19 protein-coding genes and 1 pseudogene are annotated in these 20,258 nt (G+C 62.8%); 11 read left to right on the top strand and 9 right to left on the bottom strand.

Translation table 11 applies throughout. The features are described 5' to 3' along the window. Window positions 1-43: 43 nt before the first annotated feature. Window positions 44-442, bottom strand: coding sequence for an acyl-CoA thioesterase (locus ACMDCR_RS19345; protein WP_413988172.1), 399 nt, complete (start codon window positions 440-442; stop codon window positions 44-46). Window positions 443-596: 154 nt separating this feature from the next. Between ACMDCR_RS19345 and ACMDCR_RS19340 the strand changes: the two genes are divergently transcribed. Then, window positions 597-1,394 (top strand): enoyl-CoA hydratase, encoded by a 798-nt coding sequence (locus ACMDCR_RS19340; RefSeq protein WP_413988171.1) that lies wholly within the window; start codon window positions 597-599, stop codon window positions 1,392-1,394. 30 nt (window positions 1,395-1,424) lie between these two features. Here the strand turns inward: ACMDCR_RS19340 and ACMDCR_RS19335 are convergent, their stop codons facing one another. Then, window positions 1,425-1,808 carry a hypothetical protein gene (locus ACMDCR_RS19335; RefSeq protein ID WP_413988170.1) on the bottom strand — a complete coding sequence of 128 codons (384 nt, stop codon included), beginning with the start codon at window positions 1,806-1,808 and terminating at the stop codon, window positions 1,425-1,427. Window positions 1,809-1,946: 138 nt separating this feature from the next. Further along, window positions 1,947-2,156: a cold-shock protein gene (locus tag ACMDCR_RS19330; protein WP_413988169.1), complete on the bottom strand. Its 210-nt coding sequence runs from the start codon at window positions 2,154-2,156 to the stop codon at window positions 1,947-1,949. A 758-nt stretch (window positions 2,157-2,914) separates the two neighbouring features. Between ACMDCR_RS19330 and ACMDCR_RS19325 the strand changes: the two genes are divergently transcribed. The 3 genes from ACMDCR_RS19325 to ACMDCR_RS19315 all read left to right on the top strand — a co-directional run bounded on the left by ACMDCR_RS19325 (window position 2,915) and on the right by ACMDCR_RS19315 (window position 6,097). Beyond that, window positions 2,915-3,571 (top strand): TetR family transcriptional regulator C-terminal domain-containing protein, encoded by a 657-nt coding sequence (locus ACMDCR_RS19325; protein ID WP_413988168.1) that lies wholly within the window; start codon window positions 2,915-2,917, stop codon window positions 3,569-3,571. A gap of 115 nt (window positions 3,572-3,686) precedes the next feature. Continuing rightward, a complete protein-coding gene (locus tag ACMDCR_RS19320; protein ID WP_413988167.1) occupies window positions 3,687-4,769 on the top strand; it encodes an extracellular solute-binding protein in 1,083 nt (360 codons plus the stop codon). A gap of 8 nt (window positions 4,770-4,777) precedes the next feature. After that, window positions 4,778-6,097: a flavin monoamine oxidase family protein gene (locus ACMDCR_RS19315; RefSeq protein ID WP_413988166.1), complete on the top strand. Its 1,320-nt coding sequence runs from the start codon at window positions 4,778-4,780 to the stop codon at window positions 6,095-6,097. 134 nt (window positions 6,098-6,231) lie between these two features. Here the strand turns inward: ACMDCR_RS19315 and ACMDCR_RS19310 are convergent, their stop codons facing one another. The 3 genes from ACMDCR_RS19310 to ACMDCR_RS19300 are packed head-to-tail and all read right to left on the bottom strand — an operon-like array spanning window position 6,232 to window position 9,048. Further along, window positions 6,232-7,305 (bottom strand): ABC transporter ATP-binding protein, encoded by a 1,074-nt coding sequence (locus ACMDCR_RS19310; RefSeq protein ID WP_413988165.1) that lies wholly within the window; start codon window positions 7,303-7,305, stop codon window positions 6,232-6,234. A gap of 7 nt (window positions 7,306-7,312) precedes the next feature. Continuing rightward, entirely contained in the window at window positions 7,313-8,134 is an 822-nt protein-coding gene (locus ACMDCR_RS19305) for an ABC transporter permease (protein ID WP_413988164.1), read from the bottom strand. Beyond that, window positions 8,131-9,048, bottom strand: a complete 918-nt coding sequence (locus ACMDCR_RS19300) for an ABC transporter permease (RefSeq protein WP_413988163.1) — start codon at window positions 9,046-9,048, stop codon at window positions 8,131-8,133. Before ACMDCR_RS19300 ends, ACMDCR_RS19305 begins: the two co-directional genes overlap by 4 nt. Before the next feature lie 249 nt (window positions 9,049-9,297). On the opposite strand from ACMDCR_RS19300, the gene ACMDCR_RS19295 reads away from it, so the two are divergent. Further along, entirely contained in the window at window positions 9,298-10,710 is a 1,413-nt protein-coding gene (locus ACMDCR_RS19295; protein WP_413988162.1) for an aminotransferase, read from the top strand. A 4-nt stretch (window positions 10,711-10,714) separates the two neighbouring features. Here the strand turns inward: ACMDCR_RS19295 and ACMDCR_RS19290 are convergent, their stop codons facing one another. Continuing rightward, complete coding sequence (locus ACMDCR_RS19290; RefSeq protein WP_413988161.1) at window positions 10,715-11,338, bottom strand: TetR family transcriptional regulator; 624 nt, start codon at window positions 11,336-11,338, stop codon at window positions 10,715-10,717. Between the two features lie 339 nt (window positions 11,339-11,677). Between ACMDCR_RS19290 and ACMDCR_RS19285 the strand changes: the two genes are divergently transcribed. Then, window positions 11,678-12,871 (top strand): aromatic ring-hydroxylating oxygenase subunit alpha, encoded by a 1,194-nt coding sequence (locus ACMDCR_RS19285; RefSeq protein ID WP_413988160.1) that lies wholly within the window; start codon window positions 11,678-11,680, stop codon window positions 12,869-12,871. A gap of 363 nt (window positions 12,872-13,234) precedes the next feature. Further along, window positions 13,235-14,059 (top strand): alpha/beta fold hydrolase, encoded by an 825-nt coding sequence (locus tag ACMDCR_RS19280; protein WP_413988159.1) that lies wholly within the window; start codon window positions 13,235-13,237, stop codon window positions 14,057-14,059. A 249-nt stretch (window positions 14,060-14,308) separates the two neighbouring features. Here the strand turns inward: ACMDCR_RS19280 and ACMDCR_RS19275 are convergent, their stop codons facing one another. Continuing rightward, a complete protein-coding gene (locus tag ACMDCR_RS19275; protein WP_413988158.1) occupies window positions 14,309-15,217 on the bottom strand; it encodes a MurR/RpiR family transcriptional regulator in 909 nt (302 codons plus the stop codon). 104 nt (window positions 15,218-15,321) lie between these two features. Here ACMDCR_RS19275 and ACMDCR_RS19270 point away from each other — a divergent pair, with 104 nt between their 5' ends. The 3 genes from ACMDCR_RS19270 (at window position 15,322) to ACMDCR_RS19260 (ending at window position 18,093) form a co-directional block, all read left to right on the top strand. Beyond that, window positions 15,322-16,086, top strand: a complete 765-nt coding sequence (locus tag ACMDCR_RS19270; protein WP_413988157.1) for a COG4280 domain-containing protein — start codon at window positions 15,322-15,324, stop codon at window positions 16,084-16,086. Continuing rightward, the gene (locus tag ACMDCR_RS19265) at window positions 16,083-16,301 is read left to right on the top strand and encodes a hypothetical protein (protein ID WP_413988156.1); all 219 of its coding nucleotides are present in this window, start codon (window positions 16,083-16,085) and stop codon (window positions 16,299-16,301) included. Before ACMDCR_RS19270 ends, ACMDCR_RS19265 begins: the two co-directional genes overlap by 4 nt. Before the next feature lie 259 nt (window positions 16,302-16,560). Then, window positions 16,561-18,093 (top strand): alkaline phosphatase family protein, encoded by a 1,533-nt coding sequence (locus tag ACMDCR_RS19260; RefSeq protein WP_413988155.1) that lies wholly within the window; start codon window positions 16,561-16,563, stop codon window positions 18,091-18,093. Window positions 18,094-18,217: 124 nt separating this feature from the next. Here ACMDCR_RS19260 and ACMDCR_RS19255 read toward each other — a convergent pair. Continuing rightward, window positions 18,218-19,237, bottom strand: a pseudogene (locus ACMDCR_RS19255) (molybdopterin cofactor-binding domain-containing protein); the annotation flags it as partial. A gap of 349 nt (window positions 19,238-19,586) precedes the next feature. Between ACMDCR_RS19255 and ACMDCR_RS19250 the strand changes: the two are divergent. Next, complete coding sequence (locus ACMDCR_RS19250) at window positions 19,587-20,210, top strand: TetR/AcrR family transcriptional regulator (RefSeq protein WP_413988154.1); 624 nt, start codon at window positions 19,587-19,589, stop codon at window positions 20,208-20,210. Window positions 20,211-20,258 lie beyond the last annotated feature (48 nt).

Raw genomic sequence — 20,258 nt, 5'->3', positions numbered from 1 at the left:
GGGAAGAACGGGCAGGATGCCCGTGCACCCGGAGCAGAGTTCCTCAATCCGGAAGGGGCCGCGGCCGCCGGTTCTCGTCGATCGCCACGAAGGTGAAGGTCGCTTCCGTCACCAGCCCCGTTTCATCCGATTCCCGCGCCCGGCGGAAGGCCTTCACATGGATGACCATCGACGTCCGCCCCAGTTTGAGGATGTCGGCGAAGAAGCTCACCTCGTCGCCGACCAGCACCGGGCGGTGGAAGCTCATGCGGTCCACCGCGACCGTGGCGCAGCGCCCCCGCGCACGCCGGGCGGCGGCGTTTCCGGCGGCAAGGTCCATGTTGGCCATCAGCCAGCCGCCGAAGATGTCGCCTGATGGGTTGGTGTCGGCGGGCATGGCGATGACGCGGACGTCGGGGGCCTGGTCAGAGGTCAGTATCTGTTCGGGCGTCTGTGCGGTCATGCCTTTTCCATTGCGGCGGGAGTGGGGAGCACAGTAAGCGGCATCCGGCCGGCGAGCTCAATCCTCCGCGTGCACTTACTTGCGGGAACTGCTTTAATGTGGGTCTGATCGTGGCTGCCGCAGGTGGCCGCCCCGCCTGCTGGGAGGTCCGGACATGAATGTGAGCTTCTCCGCCCTCGACGCACCGCTCCTGCGCGAAGATCGCGATGGCGTGGTCACGCTCCGTCTCAACCGGCCGCATCAATACAATGCTCTCTCGCAGGCCGTTCTGGACGCACTGCAGCATGAGTTCGACAGCCTTGCAAAGGACGAATCGTTGCGATGCGTGGTGCTGGCCGCCGCCGGCAAGGCCTTCTGCGCCGGGCATGATCTGCGCGAGATGCACGGCAATCGCCGGCTCGACTACTATCAGGCACTGTTCGCCCAGTGCAGCCGGGTGATGCAATCGATTCAGGCGCTTCCGGTGCCGGTCATCGCGCGCGTCCACGGCGTCGCCACCGCCGCCGGTTGCCAGCTGGTGGCGAGCTGCGACCTGGCCATCGCTTCCGATGCCGCGCGCTTCGCCGTCTCCGGCATCAATGTCGGGCTGTTCTGCTCGACGCCCTCCGTCGCCCTGTCGCGCAACGTCTCGAGGAAGCGGGCCTTCGACATGCTGGTCACGGGGCGTTTCATCGACGCCGCGACGGCCGCCGACTGGGGTCTCGTCAATCAGGCCGTGCCTGCGGAAGAGCTCGATGCCGCTGTCGCAGCGAAAGTCGAGGAAATTCGCACAAAAAGCCCCACGGCCGTGCGCTACGGCAAGGCGATGTTCTACCGCCAGCGCGAAATGGCGCTCGCTGACGCCTATGCCTATGCCGGTGATGTCATGGCCCGAAACATGATGGAAGAGGATGCCGACGAGGGCATCCGGGCGTTCTTCGAGAAACGCCCGGCCCACTGGAAGCCTTTGTAGCGGCATCGATGCCTGCTTCCGGCCGCCAATCTAGGCGGCTACGGCTCTGCTTGCCTCCATGCGAAGCGAAGAGGCGACATAGACCAGATCGCAATCCTCGTCCGCTCGGATCGTTCCGGTCGTTCCGGCAGGCAGGTAGATGACTTGGCCGGCCTCCGCGTGCAGGACGGTGTCGCGAATATGGATGCTGCAGCTTCCGCTCGTAACCACCAGCACTTCGTCATTGGAGAAGCGGAAATTGCTGTTCGCACCGCGACGGGCTCGGGTAAAACCGATGGCGCCCAACTGAGCCTGAGGGTTTTCGTCATCGGTCAGGACGTCGGCGAGCGAGAAGCCGGCCCAGCCCATCCAGTCCTGGGCGTCTTCAATGCAGAATTTGCGGGCGTCGTTGCCAGTGTCCTTGCGCTCTTGCATGCGTTCTCCCATGGCTTCCTTGCCGGCCGCTATTTCTTGCTGTCGCCTGAGGGGACAGCGGGCGGTTCGGTGTCACCTGATGGCGTGGCCGCAGGGTGTCCTGCTGGCTCGGCGACAGGTACAATGTTCGCTGTTCGGTCAGTGTGTCTGCAGGCGGTCCGCCGCGACCTTGCCGGAACGGCGATCTTCCAGGAGCTCGTAGCTGATTTTCTGGCCTTCCTGCAGGTCGCGAAGGCCGGAACGCGTTAGGGCGCTGATATGAACGAAGACATCCCTGGAGCCGTCGTCCGGCTGGATGAAGCCGTAGCCTTTCTGGGAATTGAACCACTTAACGGTACCTGTGCTCATGGCAAACCTTTCCGAGAGCAAGTCGGCTGGTTCTGCCGCAGACGCGGCAGAGTCTAAAATGTCGAAATTGGCCGGGAGTACTGGCCTGACGCCGCAATAATGCGAACTTCAATGCGCCAGCCAAATCGAAGTTTCATGATGTGAGGCTGCTCGTGGTCCGTCAAGTATTTAATCGCATCCAATTATGTGTAAATCGATTAAAGAAACAGGATATTTTGTAAAGATTTGTCAGAACAATTCGCTCTATATGTAACTATTTACTCACATGAACGTATTGTTCTGCGGTCCTGAGAATTGAGGGCTCAAGGCCGAGCAGAATCCGAGATAACGGCAGTGATTCATCGAGAGAGAAGGAATAGGCGCTTTGTCGCTTGCGCCAACCAACTCTCCCGTGCCAACCAACCTTCATGGACAGCGCAGCCAATGCGACCTTCCCAAGCCAAACCGGAAGGGGGCGGGCGGCCCGCGATGTGTTGGGGGACGGGGCTCACGTCGACATTGATTTTCTTTCCTCCGTCTCCTTTCGAGCGCGATATCCAGGATCCTTAGTGTCTGATCTGTCGTGCTAATTCGACAGGAACGCCTTTCATTCTGAATGAATGTTCAACAAATTATATTGCATTTCCGCTGGCTCGCGATATCCTCTCTCAATGCCCGGTGCGCGTTTTCGGCATCGTCCGGAAATTCCATCGGGAGAGCTGTTGCGGGGCCTGGGCCATGGCTCGCGGTCCTCATTGGGAGAAGGTGGTGCTGCGCCGATGAGGAAGGTCGATCCGGAGGCGAGGGGGCACAAGGCCTCCAAGGAAACGAGGCAGTTGCAGCTTATCGAGGCGACGATCGATTCCCTTGCCAAGCGCGGCTATGCCGAGACCACGACGGCGCTCGTCGCCGTTGGGGCCGGGCTCTCGCGCGGCATCGTCAACTTTCATTTCGAGAGCAAGGAAAAGCTTCTTGTCGCCACTCTGCAATATATGGCGGACGAGTATGCGGCTCATTGGCGTGCCGCCTACGAGAAGGGTGGAGGAGACCCGGCCCGCCAGCTTGCCAGCATGGTGACGGCAGATTTTGACCGGTCGATCTGCAGCAAGCGCAAACTTGCCGCGTGGTGCGCCTTCTGGGGCGAAGCCAAGTCGCGCCCAACCTATCAGGCTTTGTGCGGCAAGCGCGACCAAGCATATCACGACATCATCATCGAGATCTGTCAGGCGCTGAAGGCCGATGGCCGCTACGACTTCAACGCCCGGGCAACTGCGATGGGGCTGAGCGCCATGCTCGAGGGGCTGCGGCTGCGTCTTCTGCTCGGCGCCGAAGGACTCAACCGCGAGACCGCCTGCCAGGCTGCGTTCGAGCATCTGGCTTCGATCTTTCCCAGGCATTTCTCGCGGAGCGATCTCGACGCGCGTGATTCCGCCTGAGGTCCTCGCGGCAAGGCTCATGTAGTAAAAGTAGTGTCAAAACAAAGAGTTGGGGTAAGTTACAACGCGATCTGATCGCAGCTTGCCCTCAGAAAAAACAGAAGGGGAAGTGCAGATGAGGATGTTTAGCAGGCATTTGCTTGGAGTGCTGGGGCTGGCGGCCGCTCTATCCATGGCGACGGGCGCCGGCGCTTTTGCGGCCGATAATGACCTGATGGTCTTCGATTGGGCCGGCTATGACACCCAGGACTATTATCCCAGTTACATGGCCAAGCACAAGGAACCGCCAACCTTCACCTTCTTCGGTGACGAAGACGAAGCCTTCGAGAAGATCCGCTCCGGCTTCAAGGCCGATCTCGGCCATCCCTGCGCCCAGAGCGTGAAGAAATGGCGCGAGGCGGGCCTGCTGCAGCCGCTCGATACCAGCAAGATCCCAGGCTGGAAGGACATTTCGCCCGGCATTGCCGGCATGAAGGACCTGATGACGACCGCCGACGGCAAGGCCTGGTTCCTGCCGCGCGACTGGGGCAATACGGCGCTCACCTACAATCCCGACAAGGTCGATGCCAAGGATATCCAGTCACTCAAGGCCTTCGCCGACCCCAAGTTCCAGGGCCATGTCTCGATCGGCGACAATGTCGACGATGCCTATGCGCTTGCCGCGCTGGCCATCGGCATGCACGACTGGACGCAGATGAGCGACGAACAGTTCAAGCAGGCCTCGGATTTCCTTCGCCAGGTGCACAAGAATGTCGTGCTCTATTGGTCCGATCCCACTGCGCTCATCCAGGCGATGAGCGGCGGCGAGGTCACGCTTGCCTGGGCCTGGAACGACACTGCGACGCAACTCGCGAAAGCGGGCACGCGGGCGGAGCGTAACGTCAACACCGACGAGGGCGCCACCACCTGGGTGTGCGGCTATGTGCGCTTCAAGGACGCACCCGGTTCTGAAGACAAGGCCTATGACTTCATCAACGCCATGAACGATCCCGACAACGCCTCCTATATGGTGAAGGAGTGGGGTTATGGCGTCAGCAATGCCAAGGGCATGGCCTCCGTCGATCCCAAGCTTTTGAAGGACAAGGGCTATGCGCCGGAAGACCAGAAGCCCGAAAAGATGCTATTCCAGTCGCCGCTTCCAAACGAATTGAAGCAGAAGATGATCGCCGAGTTCGAGAAGATCAAGGCGGGGTATTGAGGGCTCGCATGCAGCGTACCGAGGTCGTCATCGTCGGCGCCGGCTTTACCGGCCTCGCGGCGGCAAGCGAGTTCAAGGCGGCGGGCATCGACTTCCGCTTGCTGGAGGCCAGGGACAGGGTGGGTGGCCGCGTCGAGGGCGCCCGCAACGGACTTGGCGAGAGGGTCGACCTCGGTGGCCAGTTCTTCTGCGAGGACATGCCCGGGGTCATGGCCCTGGCGCAACAATACGGGAAGACGCTGGTGACCACGCCTTTCGAGGGCGACTCGCTGCTGCAGCCCGCGTCGCGCAACGGGCACGACATCGAGGAAGCCTTCGCCCGCGCCGCCGCCTTGCGGCAGCGGATGCGGGCCATCGATCCCGCCGATCCGGCCATCGCCGGGCTGACAGCCTCGGCGTGGGCGGAGAGGCAGGAAACGACGCCTGAGGCACGGCATATGTTTCTTTCGATGGTCGAGGGCCTGTGGTGCAAACCGGCTGAAGCAATCCCGTTCTGGTATGTCGCTTCGAACGACCAGCGCATCACCAACAAGGTCTCGGAACTGCAATATTTTGCCGGCGAGACCTTGCATTCCCTCGCTGAAGACATGGCGCGATCCCTTGGCAGCGGCGTGGAAACGAGCCAGCCGGTGGAGCGGATCGTCCGGGACAGCGATGGGGTGACCGTCGAGGGCCGCTCGCGGACCTACCAGGCCCGTCATGCAATCCTCGCGGTGCCCCCTGTCATGGTCAGAAAAATCGCTTTCGAGCCCGGGCTTCCGCCTTCGCTGCGTGAGGCGCTCGCGGCCTGGGAAAGCGGCACGGTGGTCAAGTCCTTCCTGCGCTATCCTTCGGCTTTCTGGCGCAGGAAGGGGCTCAGCGGCAGCGTGCTCTGGCTGGACCGGCGCGGCCTCTATGTCTGTGACGCCAGCCCCGATGAGGACCACGCCATGCTGGTCGCCTTTGCCGGCGGTCCCATTGCCACCCTGTGGATGGCGAATGGCGAGGCGATGCTGAGGCGGCAGCTGTTGTCGCGCCTCGTGCCGGCGCTCGGGCCGGAGGCGGCCGAACCCCTTGATTTCATCTGCCGCGACTGGTCCGGCGACCGCTGGAGCGGCGGGGGGTATTCAGACGACATCATGGACATGGCGGCGCGGGATGCGGAAGACGTATTGCGCCGCGGCCTCGCGGAAGTGAGTTTCGCCTCTTCGGAATTGTCGCCGTCCTTCCCGAGCTATGTCGAGGGTGCCATTACGATCGGGCGGCTCCAGGCACGCGCCGTGATCGCGCGGTTTTCGGCAGCAGCCGCGGAGGCTCCTCAGTCCACAGGCGCCAACCTTGCGGGGTGAGGCACGCAGCTGGAGTGTCGATCTCCAGATCGACATCTTCCTTGCGAGCAACTGCATCGTTTGAAAGAATGTCGATCTGGAGATCGACACTCCAGATCTGCATCTCACTCTGCAAAGCCAGCGCCAAGGCCCACTCAGTCCGCCAGCGCCACCAGCGCGTCGGGATCGTAGGCGAGACGGATGGGCGCGCCGATCGGCAGGTCGTCGGCGCCGAAATCATTGGTCTCGCTGACGGCGAGCGGCTTTTCGAGGCCTGGGATCTCGACCACCAGATGGGTGATCTCACCGAAATAATGCCGGTCGATCACCTTGCCCGCCACCTCGTATTTTCCACTCTCTCCATCCCAGAGCACCCGCAGCCGTTCCGGCCGGATGCCGAGCGTGGCGGTATTGCCGTTCCGCACGAAGGCTGAAGGCTTATCCAGCTTCACGCGGCCGAAGAGCGGGGTATCGAGCGTCATCGAGGTCGTGCCCTCCTCGGCGATGCCGGCCTTGAGGAAATTCATGCCGCCGAGGAAATCAGCCACCTGGCAATTGACGGGGCGCTGATAGATTTCCTTGGGCGAGGCGACCTGTGCGATCCGTCCTCCGAACATCACGGCGATGCGGTCGGACATCGCCAGGGCCTCATACTGGTCGTGGGTGACGAGGATGAAGGTGATGCCGACGGCGCGCTGCAGGCGGCGCAGTTCCACCTGCATCTGCTCGCGCAGCTTCTTGTCGAGCGCCGAGAGCGGCTCATCGAGCAGCAGCACTTTCGGGCGCATCACCAGAGCGCGGGCAAGGGCCACGCGCTGGCGCTGTCCACCCGAGAGCTCCGTGGCGCCGCGCCTGCCGAGACCCGTGAGCGAGACCTGCTGCAGCGCCTCCTCGACGCGGCGCTTTTCTTCCGCCTGAGCGAGCCGCAAACGCTTGAGGCCATAGGCGACGTTCTGCTCGACATTGAGATGCGGGAAGATGGCGTAGCTCTGAAACACCATATTGGTCGGCCGCTGGTTGGCGGGAACGCCGACCATGGGCTGGCCGCCCACCGAGATGGTGCCGCTGGTGGGATTGTCGAAACCGGCGATCATGCGCAGCAGCGTTGTCTTGCCGCAGCCCGAGGGACCGAGCAGGGAGAAGAACTCTCCCTCATTGATGCTGAGCGAGGTTTCGTCCAGCGCCTTGAAGGTGCCGTAGCTGCGGGTGACGCGGGAGATTTCGATCATCGGTTGTTCAGGCAACCAGGCCTCCCGTCAGTTGAGCCCGCCGCGCGGCACGACGGCGCAGGATTTCGGCAATGATCATGAGGATGGCGGAGCCGAGCAGCAGCAGCGTGCCGAGCGCAAGCACGCCGGGAAGCTTGCCGGCGAAGCGCAGCTGGCTCCAGATATAGACGGGCAGGGTGGGGTCCGAGCCGGTGAGGAAGAAGGCCATGATGAATTCGTCCAGCGAGATGGTGAAGGAGACCAGCAGGCTGGAGATGATGGCGGGCGAGACCATTGGCAGCGTCACGCGCCGGAAGGTGCCGAAGGCGGTCTCGCCGAGATCGGCGGAGGCCTCCTCCAGGCTGCGATCGAAACCCTCGAAGCCGGACGTGAGCACATTCATGGAATAGGGTATGCAGACCAGCACATGGCCGAACACCACGGTAACCAGCGAGAGGCTGAGATCGAGCTGCAGCATCACCAGCAGCATGGAGACGGCGAGAATGATCTCCGGCAGCACGAGTGGCGCCATCAAGAGCCCATGAATGCTGCTGCGTCCAGGGAAACGATAGCGCGTGATGGCGCGGGCGGCGCAGATGCCGAAGACGGTACTGAGGATCGAAGCCGAAACTCCGACCATCAGGCTGTTCCGGGCCGCGCTCGTCAGCGCCGGTGTTTCGAGGAGGCCCTCATACCATTTGAGCGTGAGGCCCGAGAGCGGGAATTGCGGCGTGACGGCCGTGTTCACCGAGAAGATCGGCAGGAAGATCACCGGCAGATAGAGGAAGGCCACATAGGCGAAGGCGTAGACCAGCAGCCATTTGGACAGAATGTTCCGGAATGCGCTCATCGCATCTGCCTTGCCATGCCGCGCAGGGAGAACACAACCAGTGCAGCCATAGCGGTGACGATGGCCATCGTCGTCACGGACAGGGCGGCTCCGAGCGGCCAGTTGGCGGCCCGGCCGAACTGCGCCTGGATGGCGCTGGCGATCATCACGCCATCCTTGCCGCCCACGAGCTGGGGCGTGACATAGTCACCGACTGTCGGGATCATCACGATCATCACCGCCGAGACGATTCCGGGCATCGAGAGCGGCAAGGTGATGCGACGGAAGCTGCGCAGCGGCCCGTCGCCAAGATCGGTGGCGGCTTCCAGAAGCGTGCGGTCGATCTTCTCGAGCGAGACGAAGATGGGCAGCACGGCGAAGGTCGCCCAGGCATGGGTGAGCGTGATCACCACGGCGGTGGTGTTGTAGAGCAGCGCCGTCGAGGGCTCGCTGGTGAGGCCGAGCCCCATCAGGATGGAGTTGAGCACGCCGTTGTATCCCAGGATCACCTTCCACGACATCACGCGCAGGAGATAGCTGGTCCAGAACGGGATGGTGATCAGGAACAGCCACAAGCCTTTGTGCCGGCCGCCCTTGAAGGAGATGAAATAGGCGATCGGGTAGGCGAGGGTGACCGTGAAGAAGCTCACCAGCAGCGAGACCCAGAGCGAGCGCAGCAGGAGGTCGCGGTAGATCGGGTCGGTCAGCGCGGTGCGGTAATTGTCGAGCGTGAAGGTGCGGTCGATGGTGAGGTAATGCTGCGTCCAGAAGCTGTTGGCGAGTACCAGCAGGATCGGCACCACCAGGAAGATCAGGGCATAGACAAGCGTGGGGCTGACCAGGGCGAAGCCGCGCGATGCGTCTGTCTGCAGGAAGGGTCGTTTGCGGTTTCGCGCGGGGGGCAGCGCGACGATCCCCTCTGCCGGTGCCGTCATGGCAGGCGCCTTCGCACGCCGATGCGATTGCCTTCTTTCAGCATGATCACCCGTCCGTCTGGAGGACGCGGCACTTTTCCCGCGCCGCTGTCATCTTCACATCATGCGCCCCGATGGTGGTTGAAATCAAGTGATTTTTCTGAAATATTGAATGAACGGATATTCAATATGATCGACTAAGTGCGAGACATTTTATATAGTTAGAGAAACTATGATTGGAATCGTCCGATCAATATTCTGGGGGATGTCATGGCCGTAGCCGAATGGATCGCGGGAACGCAGAACGGACAGGGCGCGCATGCGGTTGAGCTTGCCAAACGCCATCTGGTGCAGCCCTGGCCCGAGGCCGGCGAGATCGGTTCGGAGAGCCGCGCGCTGATCGAGGGCGGGGAAGGCATCTACATCACCGACGGTGAGGGCAAGCGCCTGATCGACGGGCCGGCCGGCATGTGGTGCGTCAATGTCGGCCATCGACGCGAGGAACTTGCCCGCGTGATGTACGACCAGGCCATGCAGCTCTCCTACAACACGCCCTGGTATACGATGAACGCGCCCTCGGCCGTGCTGGCCGAGCGGATCGCCAGCCATGCGCCTGGCGATCTCGGCCATGTCTTCTACACAACTGGCGGTTCCACGGCGGTGGAGAGTGCGCTGCGCTTCATGCAGTTCTACAACAATGTGCGTGGCCGCCCGGAGAAGAAGCTCATCCTCTCGCGCGGCGGGGCTTATCACGGCTCGACATATCTTTCGGCCTCGCTGAACGGGCGCCCGCGCGATCGCGACTGGATGGACGGGGCGGATGACCTGGTGATCAAACTCACCTCGCCCAACGCCTTCCGCCGCCCTTCAGGCATGACCGTCGCGACCTTCGCCGACAGCCTGGTTGCCGAATTCGAGGAAACGGTGCAGCGCCTAGGGGCGGAGCGTGTCGGCGCCTTCATCGGCGAGCCGGTGCAGGCCTCGGGCGGCGTGGTGCTGCCGCCGGGAGATTATCTGCAACGCATCCGCAAGATCTGCCGCGACAACGACATCCTCTTTATTGCCGACGAGGTGGTGACGGCTTTCGGGCGGCTCGGCCACGTCTTCGCGTCGGGCGATGTATTCGGCCTCGATCCGGACATGATCACTTTCGCGAAGGGCGTGACCTCGGGCTACTTCCCGCTCGGCGGCATGATCGTCTCCGACCGCCTTCTGGCGGAGCTGCGCCGCTCCAACCACCCCACCGCCATGTATGCCCACGGGTTGACCTATACCAGCCATCCCGTCGGTTGCGCCGTGGCGCTCGCCAATCTCGATTTGCTCGAGAACGGCGTCCTCGAACACACTCGCGCCATGGCGCCTTATTTCCAGGCGCGGTTGAAGACGCTGGAGGAACTGCCGCTGGTCGGGGAAGTGCGCGGGATCGGATTGATGGCCTGCGTGGAATGCGTCGCCGACCGCGAGAGCAAGAATCCGCTGCAGCTCGACAAGAATGTCGGCGAGCGCATCGACGCCCACTGCCACGAACTCGGCCTCCTGGTGCGCCCTCTCATCAACATGTGCGTGATGTCGCCGCCCTTGGTGATCACCATGGAGCAGATCGACGACATGGTGCGCATCCTGCGCGAGGGCATCTCGCGGACCATGGACGATCTGCGCAGGGAAGGCGTCTGGCGGGGGTAAAACGCTAGGCCAGCGACACTTCGATGAAGGCGGCGCAGATGGCGCGGGCCTTCTCGCGGTCGAAGCCGTCGGGATGGAGATGGAAATCCGCATAGATGCCTTCCATCAGCAGCATAAGGCCTTCCGCGAGCCTGGGGGCGCGCTCCTGTGCCATCTTGCCGCCGGCTCCAGCAAACAGGCTGGTAAGCAGGACCAGCGTCTCGGGATCGCGGCTTTCGATCAGAGGCATATAATCGGGGTCGGAACGCCGGTCGCCCCGGAAGGCGAGCCATACCGACATGTTGCGCACGTTGAAGATGGCGGGATCGAGCTCGGCATCCACATAGTTCATCAGCCGCACTGAAGGAGGACTCCTGCGGTCGGCGAAGATGGCGGTGAAGTGCTCGGCGTAGCGCTGGTTGAGGTCACCCAGTGCGGCCATCAGCAGCGCTTCCTTAGAACCGAAATGCAGGTTCACCATGCCACGCGCCACACCGGCACGTTCGACGATACGGCTGACGGTGGTGCCGGAAATGCCGTGCTCGGCGATGGTGTCGAGCGTCGCCTCGATGATCGCCTGCCGGTAGCGCAGCTTGTTGTCCGCCCGCTTGCCGGTTGTCTGCAAAGGGGCGGACGCCACCTCGATCATGCCTAATGCCTCCGAATCGCGGCGCCAGCGTACCGCCGGGCGATAATGACATGGCCTAACAGACAGCCGCGCAAGCGCAATATCGCTCGAAAACCAGGTTCCGGGGGGAGCGGGCAACGTCATTCCGGCTGAAGCGAAGCGAAATGCCGGAATCCATGAACATCGTCCTTTGACGGTGGTGTTCAAGGATTCCGGGTCCCCACTCACAAGCGAAAGCTTGTGGGAATGACGTCGCCCGCGCCATTCCATCAAAGCGTATCCTCCCCTAGCGGCCCTCGCGGTTGCCAGGCCTGCCGCTTTCCTATATCATGAATGAACGTACATACATAGGAAATGGCCATGAATTATCAAGCTCGCGACATCAGCATTCCCGTCGAATGGGACCGCAGCGGATTGCCGGCCTGGACCTATTCCAACCCCGAATTGCTGGAGCTCGAAAAGGAGGTGCTGTTCCGCCGGCACTGGCAGCTCATCTGCCACGTCTCCAACCTGCCCAACCCCGGCGACTATGTCGGCCTCGACATGATCGGGGAGCGGGCGCTGGTGGTGCGGGGCAGGGACGGCGTGGTGCGCGCCTTCCACAATGTCTGCCGCCATCGCGGCTCGCGCGTGGTGGCCGAGAACAAGGGCAATTGCCGCTCGGCCATCGTCTGCCCCTTCCATGGCTGGAGCTACAATCTGGACGGCACGCTGCGGGGAGCGGCACAGCCCAAATATCTGCCAGCCCTCGATCCCCCCAGCCACGGCCTCGTGCCGCTGGAGACCGAGATCTGGCAGGGCTTCGTCTTCGTGCGCTTCAAGCCGGGTCCACAGCCTTCGGTGGCCGAGCTGATGGCGCCGTTCGAAGCCGAAGTCGCGCCCTATCGCGTGCCGGAGGTGCAGCCCCTGCATGATTTCTGGCACGACAAAACGCCCGTGAACTGGAAGTCGGTGCGTGATGTCGACAATGAGGGCTACCACGTGCCGATGGCTCATCCAGGCCTGCGCGACCTCTACGGCCATGGCTACTATGACGAGCCCTTCGTCAACGGCGTCTCGCGCGCTTTCGGCCCCTTCAACAAGACCGAGGGCACATTGTGGAGTGTGCGCAAATACAAGAAGCTGCTGCCGGAAGCGACCCATTTGCCTGAAAGCCATCGCCGTGCCTGGCTCTATCTCGGCTTGTTCCCGAACACGGTGCTGACCTTCTATCCCGACACCATCACCTTCTATCAGGAATTCCCGCTCGCCACGGGCGAGACCCTCCAGCGCGGCGGCGTCTATGGATTGCAGGACGACAGCCGCGCCATGAAGGCGGCGCGCTTCCTCTCAACCCGCATCGACTGGGACACGGTGAAGGAGGACATGCAGCTTATGGTGTGGTCCTATGAGGCGACTTCGTCCTCGGGTTATCAGGGCGTGATCCTGTCGGACCTCGAATATGGGGTGAAGACCCACCACGACCACCTGCGGCGGCTTATCCCGGTGCTGAACAGCAAGGAGGAGCCGCGACGGGGGGAACTGATGCGCCGGAACGAGGAGATGGGGGAATAGATCCTGTGTGAAGGACGCGACTCGCCTCCCACACGAAGCTGGGGGAGGTGGGCCGACGAAGTCGGCTCGGAGGGGGTGTGGCCCTACAGACTCGACTTTAGAGGATGAAGCTCAGGTTCTTTGATTGGGCCACGGCCCTATTCTGCAAGTCTGGAGCCCGTCGGACCACACCCCTCCGTCATTGCTTTGCAATGCCACCTCCCTGAGCCCCGTGGGGGGAGGCGAGCCGCACTCTTCTCCCAGCCCCAATGTCAGTATCGCCTCGAAGAATGTCAGTTTCGCCCATCGGCAGGCCGGCCTCGGCGGAGTAGCTTCTTCCCCGTCAAACACGTTCAGCTTCACACAGCGACAGGGATCAACGACATGCCCACGATTACCACCAAGGACGGCACCGAGATTTTCTACAAGGATTGGGGTTCGGGCCAGCCGATCGTGTTCAGTCACGGCTGGCCGCTCTCGGCGGATGACTGGGACGCCCAGATGATCTTCTTCCTCGGCAAGGGTTTTCGTGTCATCGCCCACGACCGTCGCGGCCATGGCCGTTCGACCCAGACGGGCGGCGGCCATGACATGGATCACTATGCCGACGACCTCGCGGCCCTGACCGCCTATCTCGACCTCAAGGAGGCCGTGCATGTCGGCCACTCTACCGGCGGCGGCGAAGTGGTGCACTATATCGCCCGGCATGGGGAGAGCCGCGTGGCCAAGGCCGCCATCCTCTCGGCGGTGCCGCCGCTGATGGTCAAGACCGAGGCCAATCCGGGCGGCCTGCCCAAGGATGTCTTCGACGGCCTGCAGGCGCAGCTCGCCGCCAATCGCTCGCAGTTCTACTACGACCTGCCGGCCGGCCCCTTCTATGGTTACAACCGGCCTGGCGCCAAGGTCTCGCAGCCGGTGATCTGGAACTGGTGGCGCCAGGGCATGATGGGCGGCGCCAAGGCCCATTATGACGGCATCGTCGCCTTCTCCCAGACCGATTTCACGGAAGATCTGAAGAAGATCACGGTGCCGGTGCTGGTGATGCATGGCGACGACGACCAGATCGTGCCCTATGACGACTCCGCTCCGCTCTCGGCCAAGCTCCTTCGGAACGGCACGCTGAAGACCTATAAGGGCTTCCCGCACGGCATGCCCACCACCGAGGCGGAGACCATCAACACCGACCTTCTGGCCTTCATCAAGGGCTGATCTTCGGGGGGCGGGTCTTCGGACCCGGCTCTTCGACACGGCGGCGCGGTTAAGGCGGGTCTGAAGACTCGCCCCCGATTCCACCGCTCTTCAATTGCACGTCAGGCACTGCCGGAACCTTGATCTCGGCAGTGCCCTCGTGTCGGCGAGGCGGTGAGGATCTCAGCGAGAACCCCGGCGAGGTCATCTCGACCTCGCTGAAGCGGGCAGCAATCTCCGCCTGGCTTATCCCTAACATCTGCCCTTTGCTCATGGGGTACGAGGCTTGGCGCCGCCCTCGGGTGACACCGGCAGGTTCATGGCCCTGCCGGCCAGTTTCTCGCGGGCCTCGTTCAGCGAACGGAGATTGGCTAGCGTCTCGGCCGGCCGTTGGCTGGCGATGCCGACCAGCAGGGTCTCGATCAAGCCGAGCGTGGCCGTATGGAGGCTGAGCATATCGGCCCGCCCACGGGCGACAGGCAGAACGGTTCCCACTCTATGCCGCAGCGTGGCGGCAAGCGTATCCGTCAGCAGCAGCGAACCGAGCCCGAGCCGGCGGATCTCGTCGAGCAGCGCGGACAGTTCCGTATAGACGCGGCTATAGGCCAGCATCACGACGAAATCGCCGGCCCTCAATCTGCGCAGATCGTCGGCGAACAGCAGGCCGGTGTTGGAAAGGCATGCCGCCTCCAGCCCGAAGCGCGTCAGCTGGAAGACGAGATAGTCGGCAACCGCGCTGGAAGGGCCGAGGCCGAAGACGAGCACGCGTTTTGCACCGATCATTCCTTCGATCGCTGCCTGGAACAGCTCTGGCGTGATGGTACGGCGCAGGTCCTCCAGCGATTGGATCTGCGTCTCCAGCGTCGTCTCGAAGGCGGCGGGCAGGCTTGCGCCAACAACGCCCAGGGTCCGGCTCAGGCGTTCGGCCGGCGAGAGCGAATTGCGCAGCTCGGCGGCGAGCGTGCGGCGCAGTTCCTCGAGACCGGCAAAGCCGAGGGCCTTGGTGGCCCGCACCACGGTTGCGTCGCTGGTCTCGGCCTTTTCCGCTAGCGCCGCAGCGGAGGCGATCAGCACTTCCTCCCTGTTGTCCTGGAAGTAGCGTACCACCCGCTGCTCGGCCGGGCTCATTCCCTCGAGCCGTTCGGCCACTCGCTCGTTGAAGTTCAGGGAGGTGTTCATTCAGTTCTCTAATTATCCGCTAATGTCGCAAGCGCTACCATCATATTGCCTTGATGTAGTATACACTACAAAGCCTTCATATCCTGTTTCCAGCGATGGCAATAATGGATTTCATTTCCTGGCAATTCGTTTCCTGGCATGTGGCGGCGCCGGCCATCGGCGCGGCCTTCCTGGCTTCGCTGGTTGAGGTGGTGGAAGCCTTCACCATCGTGCTGGCGGTGGCAACCCTGCGCGGGTGGCGCCCCGCCGGCATCGGCACGCTGGCAGCACTCGTGGTCCTCGGCCTCATGGTGATCCTGCTCGGTCCCTTGCTTGGTCAGATACCCCTGAATGCGCTCCAACTCTTCATCGGCGTGCTGCTCCTGCTCTTCGGCATGGGCTGGCTGCGCAAGGCGATCCTGCGGAGTGCAGGCAGCATCCCGCTCCATGACGAGGATGCCATCTTTGCCAGCGAGTCGGCACAACTGGCGGCCACCTCGGGGGGCGGTTCGCTCGACTGGATCGCTGGACTGGCGGCCTTCAAGGCTGTGCTGCTCGAAGGGCTGGAAGTGGTGTTCATCGTCATCGCCGTGGGCTCGGGCCATGGCCTCCTGGCGCCGGCAGCTACCGGAGCGCTGGCAGCCTGCCTGCTCATCCTCGCCATTGGGATGGTGCTTCGCAAGCCTCTCGCCCAAGTGCCGGAGAATGTCCTGAAATTCGGCGTCGGCGTCATGCTCTCTGCCTTCGGCGTCTTCTGGACCGGAGAGGGGCTAGGTGTGCCCTGGCCCGGTGAGGATGCAGCACTGCTCGGCTTCGCGGCGATCTTCCTGTGCGCCGGCCTCGTCATGGCCTCGTTGCTGAAACGGCCGGCTCGGGAGGTGCGGCCATGAGCGTCCTCCTCGAAGTCCTCCGCGAACTTGTCGGCATGTTCGTAGCCGATGCGAGGCTGACCATCGCTACCCTGATCCTGGTTGCCGCCGTGGCGGCGCTGGTCCTGGGCCTAAGGGTCGAGCCGCTCCTCTGTGGTGGCGTGCTCCTTGCCGGCTGCCTCGTCATTCTCATCGAAGCCGTGCTGCGGGAAGCCCGGCACCGCAGAGCGCCATAGGGAGGACGCTGATGACATAATCGGCCTGGCAGTCGCTCCTCCACCATTTAACCTAAATGAATTGTCGCCTCCGTGGGCGATGATGAGAAATTATTGATCGTATTCATTGGCCTGAATCAAATATTCTTAAGCTTCATGGAAGCATCTTTTGGCTTAGATTTCTGTATTAATTGCGTCATTACATAATTTTCATGTAGCCGTCATTTCGTAATGATAGCCGAGACTCGCACTCACTCCCTCAAAAACGAAGGATAAGTCGATGAGGCGTCTTTTCAGATCGATTCTGCTCGGCTCGCTTGCCATCATGCCGGCATTCGCCATGCAGCAGGCCCAGGCGGCGGCAACTCCCTACAAGCACGTGTTGCTCATCAGCGTTGACGGACTGCACGCTATCGATGTGGCCAATTATGTCGCGTCCCATCCCACCGGCGCCCTGGCCGGGCTGATTCAGCATGGGCTGTTCTATCCCAATGCGCTGACCACGGCCCCGTCGGATTCCTTCCCTGGCCTGGTGGCGCAGGTCACCGGCGGCTCTCCGGCCGTGACCGGTGTCTTCTATGACGACAGCTACGATCGCACCTATTTCGCGCCGGGCTCGAATTGCCAGGGCGCTCCCGGCGCGGAAGTCTCCTTCGCCGAGAATGTCGACAAGGATAGCGACCGCCTCGATGGCGGCGGCACGCCCGGCCAGGCGATGACGCAGATCGATCCTGCCAAGCTGCCGGTCACACTGGCGAGCGGCAAATGCACCACCGTATTCCCTCATGATTTCGTGCGCGTGAACAATATCTTCGAGGTGGTAAAGCAGCATGGCGGCCGCACCGCCTGGTCGGACAAGCATCCGGCCTATGAATGGCTGAACGGTCCCTCCGGCAAGGGGCTTGATGACTTCTATGCACTGGAGCAGGACTCACTCATTCCCGGTACCAAGGTGAAGACGACGGGCAGTTTCAAGGCTGAGCGGGATTTCGACGAGGCCCGCGTCAAGGTGCTGATCAACGAGATGCGCGGCCTTGACAGCACCGGCGCCACGAAGGAGCCCGTCCCGGCGCTGTTCGGCATGAATTTCCAGGCGGTCAGCGTGGGCCAGAAGCTGCCGAAATCCGGCCCCGGCGACGAAGCCGGCCTGACGGGTGGCTACGCCGATGCAGCCGCCACGCCCAATAGCGGCCTGGCCAAGCAGCTCGATTATGTCGACGGGGCGTTGGGTGAACTGTTCGCGGCCCTGCACGACAACAAGCTCGACGACAGCACGCTGATCGTGGTGGCGTCCAAGCATGGCCAGTCGCCCATCGACCCTGCCACCTTCCAGCCGTTCGACGACGATCCGTATTCGAAGACGCCGGGCTATGGCTTCCACATCGCCGACGATGCCTCGCTAATCTGGCTGAAGCCGCAGGATCGCGAGAAGAACCTCGCCGCCGCAGCGGCCTATCTCGATAAATCGATCAAGGCCCTCGGCATAGGCCAGGTGATGACGCCGAACCAGCTGGCGCTGGCCTACCAGGATCCAGCCAAGGATAGCCGCACGCCGGACTTCATCGTCACGGTCAATCCGGGCGTGGTCTATACCTCCGGCTCGAAGATCGCCGAGCATGGCGGCGCCAATGCCAATGACCGCAGCATCGCCCTGCTGGTCAGCGGTCCTGGCATCCAGCCGAAGACCATCACCGCGCTGGTGCAGACCACGCAGGTCGCCCCGACCGTGCTGCGCGCGCTGGGCTATGATCCCTCCGAGCTCCAGGCGGTGGTCAAGGAAGACACGCAAGAACTGCCCGGCGCACCGTTCTGAGTAGGATGGGGGTCTGTGTGGGATGGGGGCGGGTCTGCAGACCCGCCTCTCTATGGAGGCGAGTGCGACCAGATGCCGGGTCTGAAGACCCGCCCCCGAGCGGCGCCGGCTAGTCTGGCGCCTCTCAGATCAGTTTCTCCAGTGCGATCGGCAGGTCGCGGACCCGCTTGCCGGTGGCATGGAAGACCGCATTGGCGACCGCCGGGGCCACGCCGACAATGCCGAGGTCACCCACCGCCTTGGTGCCCAGGACCGAAGCCTCGTAGTCGGGGATGCCCACCGAGATCATCTTGATGTCGGGGGAACCCTCTTTGCCCAAGGCTTGGCCTATGCCCCTGAGGATGCCGCTCTTCCATTGGCTCTCGACGAGATTGCGATTGCTGATACGTCCCGAGTCCAGCGCCGAGATCATGCGCGTGATCCGTACCGTGCCCAAATCCGCATTGACGCGGACTTCCGCGAAATGGGCGCACCAGCTGTGACGCGATATGTCACCTTCGGCGGGTGAGGGGCGGGCGGGGCAGGTGCCGGCCGCCATGCCATAGCCGATGAGTTCGGAACCCTCGCGCATCGAGCGCGGCTGCGGGTTGCGCTTTGACCAGCCGAAGGTTTCCGCGCCGGCCGCGAAAGCTTCGCGCAGCTGCCGCGTCGACCAGGGCTTGTTCGTCAGCGGATCGACATCGGCATAGTTCAGGAGCCGCATCACCAGGGGATCGATGCCCAGCTCATAGGCAAGCTCGTCGATGGCGCATTCGATGCCGAAGGCGCTCGCAGTTTCGCCAGTTGCATGCAGGGTACCCGAAGAGGCGCCGGCGACGGGCAGCCGCCGTTGCCGCGACAGGAAATTCTCGGTGGCATACATGATCGAGGTCACTGCGCCGAGCCGCTCGCCCGAGCCGCCCTCCATCGGGGCATCGCTGAAGCCGCGATGCATGATGGAGAGCAGCATGCCCTGCCGCGTGGAGCCGAGCGTCAGGGTCTGGCGCGTCGCGGGCCTATCGACGCGGGTTTCGATCGACACGTCATGATCGCGTGAGGTTGTGTAGGTGGCTTGGATGCGCACTGGCGCTTCGGCGAGCGCCTTTCCAGCGTCGCCCCATTCGCTCGTCAGGATCGCCAGCGGCATTCCTCGGCCGTTGGACCCGGCAGGATTGCGAGGCGCGTCGAGCACGGTGATACGCGGTTCGATCGTCACGGGCCGGCGCTGTGCGTTGATATCAAGTGTGGTAGTCGTCTGATAGGTCATGGTCCTGTTCCCTGTGAGATCAGGCTGAAGCCCCGATGCGCTTTGTGGAAGCGAGTGGCATTTGGGGGAAGGGGGCTCGCGAGGCCGTCCCTTTGTCGTCTGGGCCTGCCTAAAATGCATGACAGGCCTTATATGTGGTGAGATAAGATGCTATGAGCGTCTCTGGCTGTAAAGCGGAGGCGCCTCCGTTTCTGAAACTATAGGTTTGGGCCGTTTGGTTCAAGTCCTTTCTGCACTGGAGCTCGAATTGACTGCCGACCCGCTGGCTGAGACGAGGGAGAAGCCTACGGCTGTTCCGCCGAAGCGCCCGCGCGCCGATGCTCAGCGCAATCGCGAACGGCTGGCCGAGGTCGCGGCGCTTGAATTCGCCGAGCACGGCATCGAGACTTCGCTGGAGGAGATTGCCCGCAAGGCAGGCGTCGGCATCGGCACGCTCTATCGGCATTTTCCCAGCCGCGAGCATCTGGTCGAGGTGGTCTATCGCCGTGAGGTCGAGGCACTCAGCGTGGCTGCCGACGAACTCGCGGCCCGGCATCCGCCGGACGTTGCCCTCTCCGAGTGGATGCAGCGCTTCGTTGACTACATCGCCGCCAAGCGCGGCATGGCGAACAGCCTCAAGCTGCTCAGCGCGTCCAATTCCGAACTGTTCTCCAGCTCGTGGGGCATGATCTCGCGAGCCCTGAGCCGCCTTCTGGACGCGGCAAGGGCCGAGGGTCTTATCCGAGAGGATATCGATGTCTCGGATGTGTTCCACGCCCTCTCGGGCATCTACGCAGCGCCGGCCTCGCCCGATTGGCGGGATCGCTCCCGGCGCCTGGTGTCGCTGCTGATGGATGGCCTGAGAGCTGGGGCTCGCCGCGGCCAGCCGTGAAAGTGGTGGGGTTATGCGACGGAAATGATCGCATTTCACGATGCCGCT

It is taken from the genome of Labrys okinawensis (assembly GCF_047345005.1).
GTDB classification, from domain to species: domain Bacteria; phylum Pseudomonadota; class Alphaproteobacteria; order Rhizobiales; family Labraceae; genus Labrys; species Labrys okinawensis.
Note: the sequence above shows the minus strand (reverse complement) of the source record. Positions and strands in the feature narration are given on the sequence as shown.

Coding starts and splice junctions, on each gene's coding strand:
- ACMDCR_RS19290 (WP_413988161.1), bottom strand. CDS start 11,338: ATGATCGAGGTGGCGTCCGCCCCTTTGCAGACAACCGGCAAGCGGGCG.
- ACMDCR_RS19265 (WP_413988156.1), top strand. CDS start 16,083: ATGAGCGTCCTCCTCGAAGTCCTCCGCGAACTTGTCGGCATGTTCGTA.
- ACMDCR_RS19330 (WP_413988169.1), bottom strand. CDS start 2,156: ATGAGCACAGGTACCGTTAAGTGGTTCAATTCCCAGAAAGGCTACGGC.
- ACMDCR_RS19335 (WP_413988170.1), bottom strand. CDS start 1,808: ATGCAAGAGCGCAAGGACACTGGCAACGACGCCCGCAAATTCTGCATT.
- ACMDCR_RS19325 (WP_413988168.1), top strand. CDS start 2,915: ATGAGGAAGGTCGATCCGGAGGCGAGGGGGCACAAGGCCTCCAAGGAA.
- ACMDCR_RS19275 (WP_413988158.1), bottom strand. CDS start 15,217: ATGAACACCTCCCTGAACTTCAACGAGCGAGTGGCCGAACGGCTCGAG.
- ACMDCR_RS19260 (WP_413988155.1), top strand. CDS start 16,561: ATGAGGCGTCTTTTCAGATCGATTCTGCTCGGCTCGCTTGCCATCATG.
- ACMDCR_RS19295 (WP_413988162.1), top strand. CDS start 9,298: ATGGCCGTAGCCGAATGGATCGCGGGAACGCAGAACGGACAGGGCGCG.
- ACMDCR_RS19320 (WP_413988167.1), top strand. CDS start 3,687: ATGAGGATGTTTAGCAGGCATTTGCTTGGAGTGCTGGGGCTGGCGGCC.
- ACMDCR_RS19270 (WP_413988157.1), top strand. CDS start 15,322: ATGGATTTCATTTCCTGGCAATTCGTTTCCTGGCATGTGGCGGCGCCG.
- ACMDCR_RS19340 (WP_413988171.1), top strand. CDS start 597: ATGAATGTGAGCTTCTCCGCCCTCGACGCACCGCTCCTGCGCGAAGAT.
- ACMDCR_RS19305 (WP_413988164.1), bottom strand. CDS start 8,134: ATGAGCGCATTCCGGAACATTCTGTCCAAATGGCTGCTGGTCTACGCC.
- ACMDCR_RS19345 (WP_413988172.1), bottom strand. CDS start 442: ATGACCGCACAGACGCCCGAACAGATACTGACCTCTGACCAGGCCCCC.
- ACMDCR_RS19300 (WP_413988163.1), bottom strand. CDS start 9,048: ATGACGGCACCGGCAGAGGGGATCGTCGCGCTGCCCCCCGCGCGAAAC.
- ACMDCR_RS19310 (WP_413988165.1), bottom strand. CDS start 7,305: ATGATCGAAATCTCCCGCGTCACCCGCAGCTACGGCACCTTCAAGGCG.
- ACMDCR_RS19285 (WP_413988160.1), top strand. CDS start 11,678: ATGAATTATCAAGCTCGCGACATCAGCATTCCCGTCGAATGGGACCGC.
- ACMDCR_RS19280 (WP_413988159.1), top strand. CDS start 13,235: ATGCCCACGATTACCACCAAGGACGGCACCGAGATTTTCTACAAGGAT.
- ACMDCR_RS19315 (WP_413988166.1), top strand. CDS start 4,778: ATGCAGCGTACCGAGGTCGTCATCGTCGGCGCCGGCTTTACCGGCCTC.